The organism is Methanosarcina sp. DH1 (genome assembly GCF_020804205.1).
Classification (GTDB): Archaea; Halobacteriota; Methanosarcinia; order Methanosarcinales; family Methanosarcinaceae; genus Methanosarcina; species Methanosarcina vacuolata.
Window position 1 is genome coordinate 29,430 of sequence record NZ_WJBJ01000012.1, and the last position, 16,513, is coordinate 45,942.

A 16,513-nucleotide genomic window follows, 5' to 3' on the forward strand; every position below is an offset into this window, starting at 1 on the left:
ACGGAATACAAAAAAATCAACAGCATAATGACGGAATACAAAAAAATCAACAGCATAATGACGGAATACAAAAAAATCAACAGCATAATGATGGACTAACAAAAAATCAACCGAATAATGATGGACTAACAAAAAATCAACCGAATAATGAGGGAATACCAATTTTTAAGATTCTGAATAAACTTTTGTAAACTCCGCACCAAGCGTAATCATAATTGAGGAATAGTAAAATAGAAGGAATAACCCCATAATAGACCCTATTGCTCCATAGACGTTTGTTGGGTTACTATATGCAATAAAAAATACAATAGCGTATTTTCCTATTGTTACAAGAAATGCTGTTACGAAAGCCCCTACAAAAATCGATTTTAAGTCAAAACTCTTATCTGGAAGCACTCTATACACAAGTATGAAAAACAGCACAAGAATAAGGAAGCTGGCTATTGAGCCTGTATAATCAGCAATTATGGGTGAAAATGGTAGAAATTGCTGGAACAACTTTGAAGCCGCATAAAGAAACCCTTCAACAAATATGCCCATTACGAGCAACCCTCCAAAGAGTATAACAATAACAAAGGACATGATTGCGTCCCTGATAAAGTCTTTAATGTTGCCTGGTTCAGTGGGTTTGATCTCCCATGCTCTCTCAAGGAAATTTTTCAACTGCCTGAACACGTTACTTGCACTCCATAGAAGAAAGATAAAACCTATCAATGCGCTTATTGAAAGAGAATTAATTTCCGGAATACGTTCAAAAAGTAGAATTATCATATTGATGATTCTCTCATCAGCGGCTCCTTGCAGGTTGTTTATTATTTTACTCTGGAGATTTTCAGATTTCAAAAAAATACTTCCTATGGATACTGAAAACAATAAGAGAGCAGGAAGACTCAGTACAAAATAATACGCCAGCGCGGCGCTGTAAGTCATTGCATTATCTTCCATCCATTCCTTTATTGTTCTGGCAACCAGATTTTTTACGTACCCCCAGCTCATACTTTCCCCTAGTTCATAAGACACTGCACTTTTATTAAACATCTCTTATTAAATTTTTATAAAAAATTGCGGTTTCTGAGAGTTGATAAAGTAAAAACGAAATATGTAGGGAAGAATGGAGAAAGAAATAAAATCAAAAGAAACAGTTAAACTATTTTTTAACATGTATTTTATAAAAAATGAAAATCCGTCACATAAAAACAGTTATCGCCAAAGAATTATTCATTTGTATTCGATCAAGAAATCCATTGACGTTAATTCGATCAAGAAATCCATTGACGTTAATTCGATCAAGAAATCCATTGACATTAATTCGATCAAGAAATCCATTGACGTTAATTCGATCAAGAAATCCATTGACGTTAATTAGGTTAAGGAATCCATTGACGTTAAAATGCCTACTGCAATCATTTATGCATCTCGATTTACATTTTATATGTTTACGGAAGCTATATGTTTACAGAAACGGCAACAAAAATAACATTTCTTATAGATCATATCTTAACCGAATATATGGACAAACATCAAATTATGTAATAATCAGGCACAGTTTATTAAATCGTATAAAGCAACTCAATTTTAGTGCTCGTGTATATGCTCTCTATAGTGAACATGCAGATGGTCATGCACAAGCTTGCCATGAACGTGCATGTGTTCATGGATAAGATTTGTGGAAAGTAAAAGTTCCCTGTTATTGAGCACTGTTTCCACATTTCCATCCACAACAACTCTATGATCTTCGCCCATGACTATGGCTCTTTTGCTAATCTGCTCTACTGTTTCAAGGTCATGGGTAGCGGTAATTATCGTCTTTCCCACCTTCCCAAGTTCCTGTAATAGCTCTATCAACCAGAGCTGAGTCCTTGGGTCCAATCCTGCAGTTGGCTCATCCAATAGAAGGACATCCGGGTTATTAGCCAAAACAGCGGCTATACAGACTTTTTTCTTCTCTCCTCCACTCAGTGTATGAGGATATCGATCTTTAAGCTTGGTAATTCCAATCATTTCCAGGACTTCCATCACTCTGGTTTTAACTTCTTCCAGAGTCATATTGAGTTGCAGGGGTCCAAAGGCAACCTCTTCATAAACTGTGGACGAGAAGAGCTGTACATCTGAGTTCTGAAAGACAAATCCTACCCTTTTCCTGAAATAAGACCTAAATTCATTATCTTTAATGGCATCAAAAACATCTTCGCTTATCTGATTGTCAAAAGCATAGAATTCTCCCAAAGTAGGATATATAAGTCCATCCAGAAGGGTCAGTAGAGTCGATTTCCCACTCCCATTAGAGCCCATTATAGAGATTTGCTCACCTGGCAGCACCTTGAAGCTGATATCATTTAATGCATTTATTTTTCCAACATATGTATATGATACATTCTTCACATCAAAAATTGTTTCCATGTTCATATCACCTTATGATGTTATGGGAGATCAACACTAGCAATACGCTCATGGATATCGCAATTGCCACTGAAATGTAATCGCGATTGCGCATTTTGAACTCCTGCATTATCTTAACATCACCATTGTACCCTCTGGACATCATGGATGCATGAACTTTTTCACTTGTATCCAGAGACCTTATTAACGTATAGCCGATTCGTCCACCAACCCACTTTTGCTCCTCGAACATGCCTCCAGTCTTTATGGTCCTGGCTTTCTTGGCAATGTATATCTCCCGCACCATATCAGTTAGCAGAAAAATGTACCTGTAGGCCATCTCCAGCGTGAAAACATAGATTTTAGGAACGCCGACTGAGCGCAGAGATTTAAAAAGAACCTGCTGAGGGGTGGTGAGAAAAAGCAAAACTACGGCAGATACGCACGCTGCGACACGCATTATAAATATCACAGCAGAGTTGACGCCTTGTTTGGTGATATATATGCTCTCGGGGAGTGAAAACGGTCCCAGGTGTGCCCCAGGGCCAAGATAAGCTAACCTGATAAGAGGGTCTCCTGGAAAGAAAACATTGAAGATCATTGGTATGGCGATGATTCCTGCAAAAATTGGTATGAAGAGCCACACCCGCTTGATAAAGAATAAGACATCGATCTTGCTGAGATATGCAAAAAGCAGAGTAAGCATATAAACAAAGATCAGTACTCTCAGGTCTCCGATTAAACTCGTTGCGAATATCACGGTCAGGATGGAAATCAGCTTGGCTCTGGGGTCCAAACTTTGCAGGAAACCATCGCGTTTCGAGAAGCTATCCGAGACAAAAGCTTCTTCCAAAAAACCAAAGATTCCGTCAATCGTCTTTCCTATAAAACCCTTCTTACCGTGATGCACCGCTGAGCACTGACATGAACCGGTATCTGTTTTTTTCATCCAATCTGGGACCATTGTTAACCCACTCTAAAACCTGAATTCCAGTTAGTATTAAAATATGATATGAGTTAATTATAAAAATAAACAAAAATTAAAATTATAAAAATGTGCCGATTTTATACAAAATTTTATATTCCAAAAGTTATGGAAAAGGAATTCCACATAAAGAGAACCAAATTATAGAGAATTTCAATAAATCTCATTAATCTATATTTTATAAGTCTTATAAAAGATCCCTCAAACTTACGGGTTTATTGAAATTCTCACAATACCAAATATTTGTGGCTTTTCGTCATTCCCTATGGATAAAATGATTTTCAATTCAAGACCGCATTGGTTTTTATGGAGACATTAGGAAGATACCCACACAAAACAGCGAAGAGCTATATTGTTTTCAATATATGGCCAACTCACGACAATATTTAAAAATTTTAATTTTTGGCAGCCTTTTTTCCAATTAAATACAGAACGCCACCGCATATTACTACTCCTATCACTGCTGACAGAATATATGCTACAGAAGACATGGTCATTGACTCATCGCCGCCCGCAAAAGCATAATCAGGCATTGGAGCGCTCCAGAAATCCGAGAGCTCCTCAAGCCCTGGAGGCACAAAACCGAGCTTCTCCTTGACCTCTTCAGGTCCCCACTCACCGAAGGTTTCGCCGACGGCCAAAAGACCTAATGGTGCAAAAATCATAAGGATTATCAAGCCAATGCTTAAGTTTCTTATTATTTTTTCCATGTTTTTACCTCAGGCTGTAACTGCCTTCTTCATTTCTTTCTTTTGTGCTTCGGATGTTTCCACATAAAGTATAGATGTATCCGTTTTCTGGATATAGGCAAAAATAAGTGCTGTAATCAGTGCTTCCAGGATGCTAAATCCAAGAGCATGTTCCATTACCATGGCAGGAACAGTTACACTCAATGGGTAGGGCATATAAAGCGGGGTTCCAGCTGCAGTGTGATGCAAAATGGGCTGTATTCCGAATTCAACACCTGTACAGAAAGCTGCGATTGTTAAAGATAAGTAACCAGCTATAGCCGAAGCAATAACTCTTTTAGAGGACGTGATTTCAGAATTTCCGCTAATAAGCTTGTAAATATAGTAACCGACAAAAGGCATCACCACTCCCATGTTGAAGCAATTCGCGGCTATGGCCGTTATTCCCCCATCACCGAACATCAATGCCTGTAACACCAGAGCTACAGAAATAGATATAACTCCTGCCCATGGACCCAGGACTATGCCGATAATTGCACCTCCAACAGCATGACCTGTGCTACCTCCAGGAATAGGTACATTGAACATCATTATTACAAATGAAAAAGCAGCTGATAGTGCCAGCAGAGGGACCTGTTTGGACTTAAGTTCTGCATTCAGTTTTTTTCCAGCGTAATACCATATCGGAATCATAATGATCCAAAACGCGGTATAGGTATACGGCCCTAAATATCCATCTGGAATATGCATTTTTATTTCTTCCTGTATTTATTTATTATAAATATAACTTTGCCTAAAAAGAAATCCCAGCTTCTTTAAATATCTTGCAACATTTTGCTGGTTATTTTTCTAAACAATGCCTTGACATGGCAGTATGGTTGAGTACTACTTATATATATTTTGGTATTACTTTTTTTGATAAATTTATATTTAGATATGATTCAATATTCATATTTAACATAAAAATAAAATTAAGTATTTTTATCTCTGTCTTTTTATCTCCCGAAATAGTTCTAATTAAATATTTTTTATTGGCTTTGTAGAAATTCTATCTGTAAATCAACATCAAAAAGCTGAAAGACGTGAGTAAAAATAGATCAAACCATTCAGTTCAAATTAATGGAGATTTTTTGGAGAATATTTACGGAGCCTTCTATCTTTCGTTAATTATCTGAACCTTATCCCTATCTGCTTTCACAGACCGGGTAAAAAGAAGTTCAGGCACTTAAACTATTCAGGAAGTGGTTTAAGGTTTGTGTCTGTTTGCTAGAGACATATTATCTATACTACTAATTAATATTTAATACTTACTTCTTACTTTTTATTACTATATATTATTTTTTCCAGGTATATTATTACGCATTTGGGGAAAAATCAGTTTGAAAAAATCAGTTTGAAAAGATCAGTTTGAAGAAATCAGTTTGAAGAAATCAGTTTCTTGGAAAGTATACTGTCTAATAATAGTTGGCAAACATTGAAAATGAGTGGAGAACCTTAAATTAAGAAAATTTTTCAATATGTCTCGTTCTCAGAACCTTATGTTACAACTAGGACAGAAAAAGGTAGAATAAGTTCCTCTGTTACTCTGAATAAAAAAAGATCCCATATGCCCTAACATTTTTATTGCTAAGGGAGTGAAAAGGGTTACAAATACCCGGTCTTGTGTTACATAATTCCATGTAACTTTAAAATAATATTTGTGTCCTAAACTGCAATTATTTTCTTATTATGTATTTATCTGAGAATCGAAGCACTAGTGTCGAGTCAATCATCAAGGATTCAATGATTCCGAATAATTGCAATCGATTTTATGCGACATTTTACTGTTGACTCGATACTAGTTCTGAGACTTTCATTGATTTGGGAATAAAATTGGTTTTGGGATGAACTATAGCATTGTCTGTATTTTCTTTTCGACTTTTTTCACTTCAATCCATGAAGGCTCAGGCCGTAGATACTCTTCAAATATAAAGATTGCGGCTTTTCCCTGCACGGAATTAAATTATGATGCAAGAGTCTTGAGTGGTTGAATGCGGAGGCTGAGTCTGTACCTGAAATTCTTCCTGATCTCGCCTATCATCTTCATTTCAGCACTGTCAAGGATTTTTGCGCGGTGAACGATCAGGAAATATCCGATTATGAAGGCTGTGTACTCCCAGAGTGCTCCGGTAAGTAGATGTGCATTCTTGGCTGCGAGCATGGACCCGACCATCAAGATGACGATAAAAGTTAATTTCCTGTACATCGAGGTGAAAGGATGCATATTCTGCTTTCTCCAGGCCCTTAAAGTCATCAGAACTTCGATGGATGAAAAGGACACTGCAGTCCCTATAGCTGCACCTACCATGCCATACTCAGGTATAAGCATGAAATTGACTGCGACATTAATGCCTGCACTTGCGACTGAGCACTTCATAAGGAAATCCGAATCACCAGAGGCTAACAGAGTATGATAGTTAAACCCGAAGTACGAATTTGTTATGAACCCCAGGGCAAGGATACGCAGGGCAGTGGCACCGCCCACATATTGCGCTCCATAGAGCTTTGTAATAAAGTACTCGGGATACACGAATATGAGTGCAAAGAGAGGGAATGTCAGCAGGAAGCACCATTTAGTCATTACCTCATAAATTGAGCCAAGTGGAGCAGTCTCGTTTTGACCCCAGAGCTTTGATGTAACAGGGACATAAACAAAGCCTATGGAAGATACTACCAGAGACAAGAACCCTACAAGAGGGTATACTGCATTGTAAATTCCAACGATTTCAGCCGACTTGAAATAGCCAAGCATTATTGTGTCTATCCAGCTCATAATGTTAAGCAGAGTTGCGGTTATCAAGAGTGGAAATGAATACCTTATTAACTGCCTGGTTGTGTCACCAAATTGAATTTTCCTTTCCTGCTTGACTGTCTGCTTGATTGGAGGCTTCTTTATGAAGTACACGGACATTATGCCAAAGGTAAAGATCATTGAGAGCAGATCCGCAAATACGACTCCCTTCAGGGAAGCATTGATAAATACGGCAACTGTGGCAAACCCAAGTAGAGATACCGGCCTTATGATGTTATAGAAATACATGTTAACATTCGTACGGTCGAATCCTCTGTAGATCGCTACTGTCAGGTTCAGGAGTATGGTAAACGGAACTGCAAAGATAAGAGTCTTCACTACGGACAGGACTTTTCCCTGTGCATCAAAGCCATTTCCTGCCAGAGTATGGAACAGGGAGGGTGATACAAGAATTGAAAGCAAGCCTGCAATCAAGCCCATAATCATGGCTGAGATTATTAATTCATGCACCTTCTGTTCCTCATGCCTGCCCCTGAAGAACGCAATATATCTTGGAACTCCTTCATTGAGTCCAAGGGTTGCGATTGCACCTGTAACTGAGATCACAGTGAGTGCAAGGGCATATGTGCCAAAGTCAGCTGGCGCAAGGTGTGACGTGAGCACTTTTTTGGTGATAATGTCGAGAAGCATTCCTATGAAGGTTCCTGCAAGTATTACACCGGAACCTGCCACTATCCGGTTGACCGAGTCGTTAACTGACATGTTAACACCGTTTTACTGCGTTTAGTTCCCGATTCTCTGGGTCAACGGGCAGGAGCAATGTTCGGTTGCTTTGCCAGTGACTACTTGTAAAACGTTCTCAGTTGACTGAAGGTTAAAGCCTGAAAAGTCTTTCTTCGCAATTTGCAGGATAGATAAAACTGGCTTTTCAACCTTGCAGGTACTACCAGATAGGGTACTGTTACTGTATGTAATGAAAAATCTCATTTCGGGGTTTAGGGTTTCAAAGTTCGTTGTTTCGAATTCCTTTGAACATCTGTAAGTTTTAAGTTTGTCCGTATATCGGCCTTTTTGCTCAATTTTTTGTCTGGCTACCTCTTTCTGAGCTTCCGAGACAAGGTCTATTTCGGGTTTCTTGATAAGCTGCATGATTTCTTACGACCTTCAGGATTGGATCGGAGCTAAATCTTGGATTGGATCGTGGGGTCAACTTCCAGGTTGGACAGGGGTTGAGTCCTGTTGGGTCCCAAACTGACTCGAATGCGGATCCTGGGCTAATCCTCGGTTAGGTGCCGAACATTCGAAGCTGATTTTGGGCTAATTCAGGATGATCCCTGTTGGATCGCAGGTTGGATTGGGTTAAATCCGGAAGACCCCTGTTGGATCAAAGGTTGGGTTTTGGGTTAAATCTGGAAGACCCCTGTTGGATCAAAGGTTGGGTTTTGGGTTAAATCCGGAAGACCCCTGTTGGATCAAAGGTTAGGTTTTGGGTTGAATCGCAGGTTGGATGGATTGGATCCATTTTAGGATCTCAGTGAGTTGCAGGGTGAATCCCGGGTAAGATTCATGGCTGGATTATGAAAGACGGATCTGGGTTTTACCCGCCTTGCATTAATTCTGATTTGCTTCTGCTAATTTGCATCTTAATTCAATGAACGCTTTGTCTGTTTTTCGAAGCTTGGAATCTGTTTTTGCATTCCTGGAACAGCTTACGAAACTCATCGAGTCTTTTTCTTTTCTAACTCCACAAGCGTCCATAACCAATTTAGCCTTCAGAGGGCTGGCAGAGCAAATTCCGGATTATGTCGTTTTTTCTGAAACTTGAAGGAGAATAACTAAATATATATTTTTCAAAGTTCCCCCAAGATTTCCACGAAGTACCTCATCGACTTAATATAAAAGCTTTTTGGAATCATCCCTGCATTATCATAATGAGGTAAGATCGCGGCCTGAAAGAAACCTTATTTACTATGTCTCCTGTAAAAGATCGGTTGGATTTCGCTTCTCGGCTTTTGCAGCTTTAACCTGAAGCGATTTTCAAAGCAATTAAAAGCCTCAAATTGAGGAAATAAGCCTTCAAAGAGGGTTTCAACTCTTTGAAAATCCTGATTACCCATACAGGATAATCCCAATTTCTTTTATTTGGTCAGGAACAATCCTGATGGAAAAAAGTTTTTTTCGGTATTATTCAAATGCAGCCAGAGTAGAAAAAACGTTTTCGAAGATAAATATCTCGAAATGGAACTTTTTAAATATCAGTATTAATCGTTTGAATTATTTTTTATAACTTCACTGAAAATATTTAGGGTAATCTTTGAGAATTATTGTAATTTACTTAATATGTACTTATTCATCAGTACAGAAAATAAGAAAAAGTCTTCATCAGTATGAGGTAAATAAGAGTTCACAAGAATCTTCAATTTGCTCTTCAAAGTCATACAGAAAAGAAAAACGAAGATTTAAAAACCTCAATTTGTGATTTAATTTTTCGTTATTCTAATTAATTTTTTGGCTCTTCGTGGTTTTGTGTGGATATCCTCATAATATTCTCATAAAAACCAATGCGGTCTTGAATTGAAAATCATCTTATCCATAGGGGATGACGAAGAGCCTAGTTTTTGTTAGGTTCCGCTATAGTTTTGTTAAGGTTCAGTTACAGTTTTTGCGGGATTATGTTACCGTTTTTTAGGTTCAGTTATCATTTTTACTCGATTCATCTGCCGTTTTCATTTAATTTCCTGGTTTTACTTTTCTGTACAGGAACACAGCAAGCAAGGAAACTGCTCCGTAAAAGATTTCAAACCCTGGAGCATCTGTTTTATTTTCAAGTGCATATTCAACACTTGAAGTGTTTATTCCTCCATTCGCTTCTTCATTAAGGCCGACAGCTTCTGATCCATTCTGAGAATCGAGCTCCACATTGGCAATTCCACTGTCCTCAGTTTGATTGTAATAGGTTCCGTTACCGCCTGCCTCAACATTTGTCATGTTACCGGAACTTCCATTTGCAACTGTTGCGTTTTCGCCAGCTTCGGAATCATCGGTAGTATTGTTCCCGGAGATGTTTTCTACAGGATAGGTAACCATAACAGGATGGGTGACAATTACTGCGGCAGTTTTTGAATCTGTTCCATTTTTATTCGTAGCGCTGAGGGTAACAGTGTAAGTTCCGATTGTCGTAAACACGTGAACCGGGTTTTCCTCCGAAGAGTCGATTTTCCCGTCACTCTCAAAGTCCCAGCTCCACGAGTCTGCATTTTCGGACATGTCGGTAAACTGGACGGAAAGAGGAGCAGAACCATTGCTATTGTTCATTTCGAAGTTTGCTACCGGAGGTCCGGACTGCTGTGATTTGGAAGACGAAATCAGAGGTAACTGATCAGAGTAGGTACTTTGCGAGAGCCTGTATGCGGAATCCGCAATTCCATCTCCATCCGCATCGACTGCTGTATCCGAAAAACCTGTACCATCGGGTTCTGCCCAGAAATTGCCTCCAAGGTAGGAACCGCCGACAATATTCTCGCCTTCGGTCTTTTCTGTGTTGTAGGCATTTCCGACTCCATTTTGAACCTCTGCATTGACGGTGTTGTTGAAATAGTTATTATAAATCAGATTGTCGTCACTCTCTGGACAGACGAAAAGGCCGCAAACGTCGTTTGAGGATACGTTATTGCCTGTAAGTGTGTTACCGTCGGAAGTGATTAGATGGACGCCAGTGTCTTTATTTTCCGAAGCCGTATTTCCGGAGAGGGTATTATTGGTCGAGTCCGATAATAAGATTCCATATTTTTCATTATCTGTAATCACGTTATTTGACAGCTTATTGCTTTTAGAGTTCGAAAGGTAAATTCCATAGCCGTTGTTCAGGATTTTGTTATTCTCAATGATACAGTTATTACTTCCTGATAGATAGATTCCTGCATAGCTGTTTTTTGTTCCTGTAATCCCAAGTCCACTAATTTTCACGTTATAAGCCTTTAAAGAGATTACATGATTGTCTGAGCTCTTAGCCGTAATTATCGTGTCATCAGGATTCCCAGATTCCGAAGATATTACTAGGTTATCTTTGTCTATTTTAATATTCTCGGTATAGATTCCTGGTTTTAAGATAATTAAATCACCTGAGACTGCATTATCCAATGCGGTTTGTATCGAATCTCCAGGCTGGACGTAAACCTCAGCCGCAGCTCCGATACCCGAGCCTAATGTTAAGAGAAGAAAGACTGCCAGTAAAATAGTTAGCCTGTTCAATTTGATTCCCCAGTACATTCAAAGTATGGGTGATACTTCGATTAATTAACCGGAAATTAATATAAAGGAATATAAGTATATTGGTACATATTATAGTGAAATTATGGTATTAATGTACATATTGGAGTATTATTTGCTAATACACGGTTAAAAGATTCAATTTAGTTTAATATTATTCAAAAAAGGTTAAATTAATTAAAGAAATTCTATGTAAGCTGGCACAAATGAGTTGAAAAAAATATAAAATGTTAAAAATGGATTGATTAATGTGTAATCATCTTATCTGAGAAGAAAAATAAGCAAATTGGTTTTTAATGTGCCTGAGAAATAACATGCACAGTATAACAAAAAGTAAACTGCCCTTGGTCTGTTGATATATATTGTTCTCTCTCACTTTGAGTCTATAAGCAAGTCTATAAGCTATCCAGAGCCATTGTTAACTTCGTTAAGGCTACCGTCATAACAGGAACGAAATGATTGCAAGTATGATAAATATTATGACGAGCCACTTTGCAATCTCCATTGATAAACCGGCAACTCCCCTTGCGCCCAATATATATGCAATCAATGCCAATATTAAAAAGACCACAGCAAGTCCTATCAAATCCGCTATATTTCACTCCCCCAGTGATTATTTCCCGATAAATCAATAATTAGATTGAAGGTATTTATAATTTGACTGTCAAAGTAAGTCGTTTTGTTATCTACTGACATCTTTTTTTAATTGAAATCGTCCCTTTTAAGATTAGATAAAACTATTCTAAGTACTTCCTGGCCATCACAATTAAACCGCATCGTATTCAGTAGTCAGACACCAGAATGTAATTAAGGAATGACACAAATATGATACCAGTATATTTTTGAGTTTCCTGCAAAAAAGTTTGAATAATGTCAAATCTGAATTATAATATCTGCAAACGTTATCGATCCAGCATCTGGCTTTGAACTTTATCATATCTGGCTTTGAACTTTATCATATCTGGCTTTGAACTTTATCATCGGTCTCGATACAGAATACTTTCTCGATACAGGATACTTAATATTTAATGCTTAAATTTGAGCAGGCAGCCTTTCAAAACGCAACTGCTGCCTGAGGTCCCTTTTTCTTTTTCTCTGCAAATTTAACCGCTTCTGTCAGTTCTTCTCCAACCGCAACGAGCAGCTCAGGTGTGAGCATACCCTGGGAGACCAGCACTCCTCCTGCATCTCTTATTGCCTGTTTCAGGCTTTTTGCCCATAGGTGTTCGATAATAAGAATAGCAGCGGCGGTACCTTCAGGTATAGCCTCGGTTATCTCCAGAATATCTTCTTCAGTGATTCCATAATTCTCCTGGGCTGCTGCCAGGATTCCTGCCTCTGTGCCTCCTATAGCTCCTTCTTCACCACCAGCCCCATACCCTATAAGTCCCCCAACGACAGCACCAAAATGCATTCTTTCCTCTTCATCCAGTTGTGTAGCCTCAAGAGACTTAATATTCCCAGCTTCGTCTTTCCATATGAACAGCAAATCAATAAGCCTGATCATTCCTTTATTCATGACTGACTCAAGTTCACGGCGGATCTGGCCGTGGAAGTTCGGATTGTCGAATACTATGACTAAAAGCTGCATTGGCCCATACATTACTTCATCCATTTATTTACTCCCCCATTAGAAATTATTTCCAGCCCTGCTGTCCCGTTTCTGTTGTGCTGCTTTTCACGGATAACTGGTGGTCACATTAATGAGCTATGAAATCTCGTACAATTCCTGTAGTCTTCTTCCCCCTCTGTAAGGAACTCTACAATCAAAAAACAATCACAGCAGTATTAACACAAAAGATGTATAAAATTTAAAATATATATAAACGAGCATATCTAAAATTCAGGTTAAGATTACGAGTGAACAGGCAAAAAATATAGGCGGATTTTATTTTATCTTTACAAAACCGATAGCTTCCGAGTATCTCTTCATCGGTCCAGATTTTAATTTTCTTCTTCCTGCCCTGCACTTTCCTTAGACTCTGCTTCATTTCCTACTGGGCCCATCAATCTGGCAAGCCATCTAGTTTCCTCAAAACTCTCCAGGATAATCTTCAAAACCATGGTAAGAGGCGTGGCAAGCAGCATTCCTGTAGCTCCAAGCACATAATTCCAGTAGAGAAGGGACAAAAATACAATAGCTGGAGATAGTTTCAGGCCTTTTCCTGCGAGTGAAGGAAATATTACGTTTTCAGTGAGTGCATTGACTATCGAGATAGCAATAATAACAGCCAGAGCTCCTATAAGCCCATACTGGATTAGCCCGAAGAACGCGGGTGGAATTGTAGTTAGAGCCAGGCCTATATATGGAATATAACCAAGAAAAAATGCCATAACACCCCAGAAAACCGCAAAGTCGATACCTCCTATAAGGAGAATAACCGTAATTCCGATGGCTGTAGCAAAATTTACCTCTGTTCTTATAACAATAAATTCTATCAGACCCTTACCAAATTTATTCAGACGTGATTCGAATACGAGCTGTTCTTCAGCTTTTTGTTCTGTTTTTTCCTGAGCTCCGGCAACACCCAACAACAAAAATGCTGCTGTGACTATGATTATTCCAACCGTTGTCCCGGCATTTATGAGTCCGTTAAGGACGCTTACCATAAGGCTAACTGCAAGTGATGCAATACCACGAAAAACGGACTGCAGGGATAGTTCTTCGGTGGATGGAAGATACGGTAAAAGTTCGTCCAGGATCTCTATCAACTGACTCTGATAGTTTGGAAGTTGGTTTCCAATCTGGATTGCAGCTCCTACAATCACTGCCCCGAAAACCGAGATAAATAGAGTTAATAACAAAATTACCAGAAGCACGCCCAGTGCTCCGGGAATGCCTTTTCGCTTGACCCAGCGGACAGGTGGGGTAAGTATCAGTGCGACGAAGATAGAGAAAAATACGGTTGTGAGTATAGGAGATATTTCCCTCATTCCTATTGTCAGGATAACAGCAAAAGTACTGTACACTAAAATCTCAGCAGGTACCGAGATTCTATTTATTTTCATATTTTGCAATTCCCCCCATGTCATTTTACAGTAAGCTGATTTTTTATTTCATAACCCGTTAACGCAGGTTGATTGATTAACGCCTCCAGATAAATATTGTATCCGATAATCTTGATAGAATAGGGGAAGATTATCTGGTTAGCTTTCCAACCCCTGAAACCATAATAACACTCGAACCTGCTCCCAAATCTAGTTCAAACTAATGGCTCTTCGAATTATCCCACACCTGTTCTCATGAGCAAATAGATGTAAAACAATATATATTCAAATTGATTTATAATATCTTGCATTTTTATGAGCTTAAGATATCGTTGTGAATTTTAAGGAAGGCTATGTATTAAATCGCGGAGTATTGCCCTAATACGCCACCTTTTGCCCGCAAAATTTTGAATTTCCAGTTTAAAGTATTTTCCATGAAATAGCTTTCCTGTAAATTCGGTAATATTTTCTGAGATTTATCCTGGATTTGTGAGCCTGAAGATGTACTGTATGGAGTTATCGGCCAGAAATTCGAGGACGTTTTCCTTACTTACACCGACTTCTTATAAATTCAGCATGGTTCTTCACATCTCTTGTTATAGTTTCCTTCCCATGGGCAAGTGCTTCACACAGGTGTTTCAAAATAAGTTCTAAAATTAAAAACATTCGATTAACTGCAAATATTTCTTGAAACCAAGTAATATAAAATAGGAATTATATATATAATCATATTATGCGTCTTGTTCAGGTACTCATTCCAGTGGGTAAGCGACAGCCTGTGCTCGCAGTGCTGGATGACGAAGGAATAGACTATGCCGTATGGGACGAAACAGGCAGAAAGGACTTTGAAGCCCTTGTCCAGTTTCCAGTTCCTCCTGTTGGTGTGGAACCAGTACTTACCAGATTGCGCAAGGCAGGAATTAGCGAAAATACCTATACGATCGTCCTGACACCTGAAACTATAGTATCAAGACGCATTGAAGTTCTAAAGCAGCGCTACTCTGGCACCCGTATCTCGCGGGAAGAATTGATTGCACGTGCAGAGAACCTCGCACCTGAAACTTCTACTTATCGTGCGTTTCTTGTTCTGAGCACGATTATTGCAACTGGAGGACTCTTGCTTGATTCGGCTGCAACAATCATCGGAGCAATGGTCGTGGCTCCACTTATGGGGCCTGCAATTTCTGCAAGTGTAGGCACTGTGCTTGACGACAGAAAACTTGCGTCTCGAGGAATTAAGATGCAGATTGGAGGGCTTCTGCTCGCAATTGCAGTGGGTGCCCTTATCGGTATACTTCTTAAAGAATCGATACTTTTGCCACCTGGCCTTGATATCCGAGAAATATCCCAGATAGCCGAGAGGACCAGCCCTAATTTTCTTTCTCTTTTCCTTGCTCTGGGATCGGGTATAGCAGGAGCTATCAGTATTATCCGGAATGCAGGGTCTGCCCTTGTGGGTGTGGCAATTGCAATTGCTCTCATTCCACCAGCTGCAACGACAGGGCTGGGACTCGCATGGGGGCTACCCTTAGTAGCAATTACAGCTGCCGTGCTCGTGCTTGTTAACCTGCTTGCGGTCAACGTGTCAGCCCTCATAATGTTCTGGGTTTCCGGTTTTCGTCCGGTAGAGAAAGAAGCAGTTGTACATGCCCGTTCTTCTGTGATCTCGCATGTAGCTTTACTTGTCATTGCAATTGCCTCACTCTCTGTAGCTCTTGGGCTTGTTACCTATTCTTCTTTTCAGACATCTCTTGTTGAACAGGAGATTAACGGAGAAATGATAACTATGTTCAAAGATCCCGAATATGCAGAAAAGGATTTGACACTTGAAAAAGTTACAGTCGGCTATATGCCTTTAGATTTCTTGTTAAAAAAACCTGTAAAAGTATCCCTCCTGATCGGCCGCAAAGTAGGTCAGGAAGTCCCTCCAGATATGGCCAGTAAAGCTGCTTACCGCCTGACAGAAGCTACAGGTAAAGATGTCAGAATTAATATCGGCTTTGTAGAGTCACAGAAATTCCCGTAAGTGCTCCATTGAGAATCTTCTGCCTCATATCATAAGAATCAATTCTCTCAATCTCATATTCAGGCTTAACAAAATCCAGTTTTTCCTTTTTGCTCGTAAGATTATGGGCTAGTTCTCTTACCTTCAGGAAGATAACATAGCTCCAGATGCTTTCTTTTCCCCGGTAACTTACTTTTTTGTTCAGCATATTGGAAAATTCATTAACAACCTTCCTGGCTCCTGTAGGCTTTAATCCAGGATTGTGATTTTCTGTCCTGATAAAGTCCTTACCTTCCATAGTCCCATTTTCAACCAGGCCAATAACCGCCGGATCGACAAGGAACCTGAAAGGCTCCCGAAGGTCATAATGCTAAGCTGTTATATTGTGTCGTTTCCGTTCAAAAGAG

12 protein-coding genes and 1 pseudogene are annotated in these 16,513 nt (G+C 39.3%); 1 reads left to right on the plus strand and 12 read right to left on the minus strand.

Translation table 11 applies throughout. The annotated features are described in order from the left end of the window. Positions 1–165 precede the first annotated feature (165 nt). The 11 genes from FXW07_RS06485 to FXW07_RS06535 all read right to left on the minus strand — a co-directional run bounded on the left by FXW07_RS06485 (position 166) and on the right by FXW07_RS06535 (position 14,122). Positions 166–996: a YihY/virulence factor BrkB family protein gene (locus FXW07_RS06485; protein WP_229394746.1), complete on the minus strand. Its 831-nt coding sequence runs from the start codon at positions 994–996 to the stop codon at positions 166–168. Between the two features lie 579 nt (positions 997–1,575). Then, positions 1,576–2,400 (minus strand): energy-coupling factor ABC transporter ATP-binding protein, encoded by an 825-nt coding sequence (locus tag FXW07_RS06490; protein WP_229394747.1) that lies wholly within the window; start codon positions 2,398–2,400, stop codon positions 1,576–1,578. A gap of 7 nt (positions 2,401–2,407) precedes the next feature. Next, positions 2,408–3,343, minus strand: a complete 936-nt coding sequence (gene cbiQ, locus FXW07_RS06495) for a cobalt ECF transporter T component CbiQ (RefSeq protein WP_229394748.1) — start codon at positions 3,341–3,343, stop codon at positions 2,408–2,410. 416 nt (positions 3,344–3,759) lie between these two features. Next, positions 3,760–4,074: a PDGLE domain-containing protein gene (locus FXW07_RS06500; RefSeq protein WP_229394750.1), complete on the minus strand. Its 315-nt coding sequence runs from the start codon at positions 4,072–4,074 to the stop codon at positions 3,760–3,762. Positions 4,075–4,083: 9 nt separating this feature from the next. Further along, positions 4,084–4,803, minus strand: a complete 720-nt coding sequence (gene cbiM / locus FXW07_RS06505) for a cobalt transporter CbiM (RefSeq protein WP_229394751.1) — start codon at positions 4,801–4,803, stop codon at positions 4,084–4,086. Positions 4,804–6,055: 1,252 nt separating this feature from the next. Further along, positions 6,056–7,606 carry a flippase gene (locus FXW07_RS06510; RefSeq protein ID WP_229394752.1) on the minus strand — a complete coding sequence of 517 codons (1,551 nt, stop codon included), beginning with the start codon at positions 7,604–7,606 and terminating at the stop codon, positions 6,056–6,058. Positions 7,607–7,627: 21 nt separating this feature from the next. Beyond that, positions 7,628–7,993 (minus strand): hypothetical protein, encoded by a 366-nt coding sequence (locus FXW07_RS06515; RefSeq protein ID WP_229394753.1) that lies wholly within the window; start codon positions 7,991–7,993, stop codon positions 7,628–7,630. A gap of 1,581 nt (positions 7,994–9,574) precedes the next feature. Then, positions 9,575–11,095 (minus strand): NosD domain-containing protein, encoded by a 1,521-nt coding sequence (locus FXW07_RS06520; protein WP_229394754.1) that lies wholly within the window; start codon positions 11,093–11,095, stop codon positions 9,575–9,577. 457 nt (positions 11,096–11,552) lie between these two features. After that, positions 11,553–11,699, minus strand: coding sequence for a DUF1328 domain-containing protein (locus FXW07_RS06525; RefSeq protein ID WP_229394755.1), 147 nt, complete (start codon positions 11,697–11,699; stop codon positions 11,553–11,555). Positions 11,700–12,167: 468 nt separating this feature from the next. After that, positions 12,168–12,728, minus strand: a complete 561-nt coding sequence (locus FXW07_RS06530) for a DUF1269 domain-containing protein (protein WP_229394756.1) — start codon at positions 12,726–12,728, stop codon at positions 12,168–12,170. Between the two features lie 329 nt (positions 12,729–13,057). Next, the gene (locus FXW07_RS06535; RefSeq protein ID WP_229394758.1) at positions 13,058–14,122 is read right to left on the minus strand and encodes an AI-2E family transporter; all 1,065 of its coding nucleotides are present in this window, start codon (positions 14,120–14,122) and stop codon (positions 13,058–13,060) included. A gap of 712 nt (positions 14,123–14,834) precedes the next feature. On the opposite strand from FXW07_RS06535, the gene FXW07_RS06540 reads away from it, so the two are divergent. Beyond that, positions 14,835–16,127 (plus strand): TIGR00341 family protein, encoded by a 1,293-nt coding sequence (locus FXW07_RS06540; protein ID WP_229394759.1) that lies wholly within the window; start codon positions 14,835–14,837, stop codon positions 16,125–16,127. Here FXW07_RS06540 and FXW07_RS06545 read toward each other — a convergent pair. Continuing rightward, a pseudogene (locus FXW07_RS06545) lies at positions 16,090–16,461 on the minus strand (CRISPR-associated endonuclease Cas1); the annotation flags it as partial. The gene FXW07_RS06540 and the pseudogene FXW07_RS06545 sit on opposite strands and share 38 nt — an antisense overlap. Positions 16,462–16,513: the final 52 nt, after the last annotated feature.

What these genes read in the sequence shown, in the direction of transcription:
- FXW07_RS06485 (WP_229394746.1), bottom strand. Translation starts at nt 996, where the DNA reads ATGAGCTGGGGGTACGTAAAAAATCTGGTTGCCAGAACAATAAAGGAA.
- FXW07_RS06490 (WP_229394747.1), bottom strand. Translation starts at nt 2,400, where the DNA reads ATGGAAACAATTTTTGATGTGAAGAATGTATCATATACATATGTTGGA.
- cbiQ (WP_229394748.1), bottom strand. Translation starts at nt 3,343, where the DNA reads ATGGTCCCAGATTGGATGAAAAAAACAGATACCGGTTCATGTCAGTGC.
- FXW07_RS06500 (WP_229394750.1), bottom strand. Translation starts at nt 4,074, where the DNA reads ATGGAAAAAATAATAAGAAACTTAAGCATTGGCTTGATAATCCTTATG.
- cbiM (WP_229394751.1), bottom strand. Translation starts at nt 4,803, where the DNA reads ATGCATATTCCAGATGGATATTTAGGGCCGTATACCTATACCGCGTTT.
- FXW07_RS06510 (WP_229394752.1), bottom strand. Translation starts at nt 7,606, where the DNA reads ATGTCAGTTAACGACTCGGTCAACCGGATAGTGGCAGGTTCCGGTGTA.
- FXW07_RS06515 (WP_229394753.1), bottom strand. Translation starts at nt 7,993, where the DNA reads ATGCAGCTTATCAAGAAACCCGAAATAGACCTTGTCTCGGAAGCTCAG.
- FXW07_RS06530 (WP_229394756.1), bottom strand. Translation starts at nt 12,728, where the DNA reads ATGGATGAAGTAATGTATGGGCCAATGCAGCTTTTAGTCATAGTATTC.
- FXW07_RS06535 (WP_229394758.1), bottom strand. Translation starts at nt 14,122, where the DNA reads ATGAAAATAAATAGAATCTCGGTACCTGCTGAGATTTTAGTGTACAGT.
- FXW07_RS06540 (WP_229394759.1), top strand. Translation starts at nt 14,835, where the DNA reads ATGCGTCTTGTTCAGGTACTCATTCCAGTGGGTAAGCGACAGCCTGTG.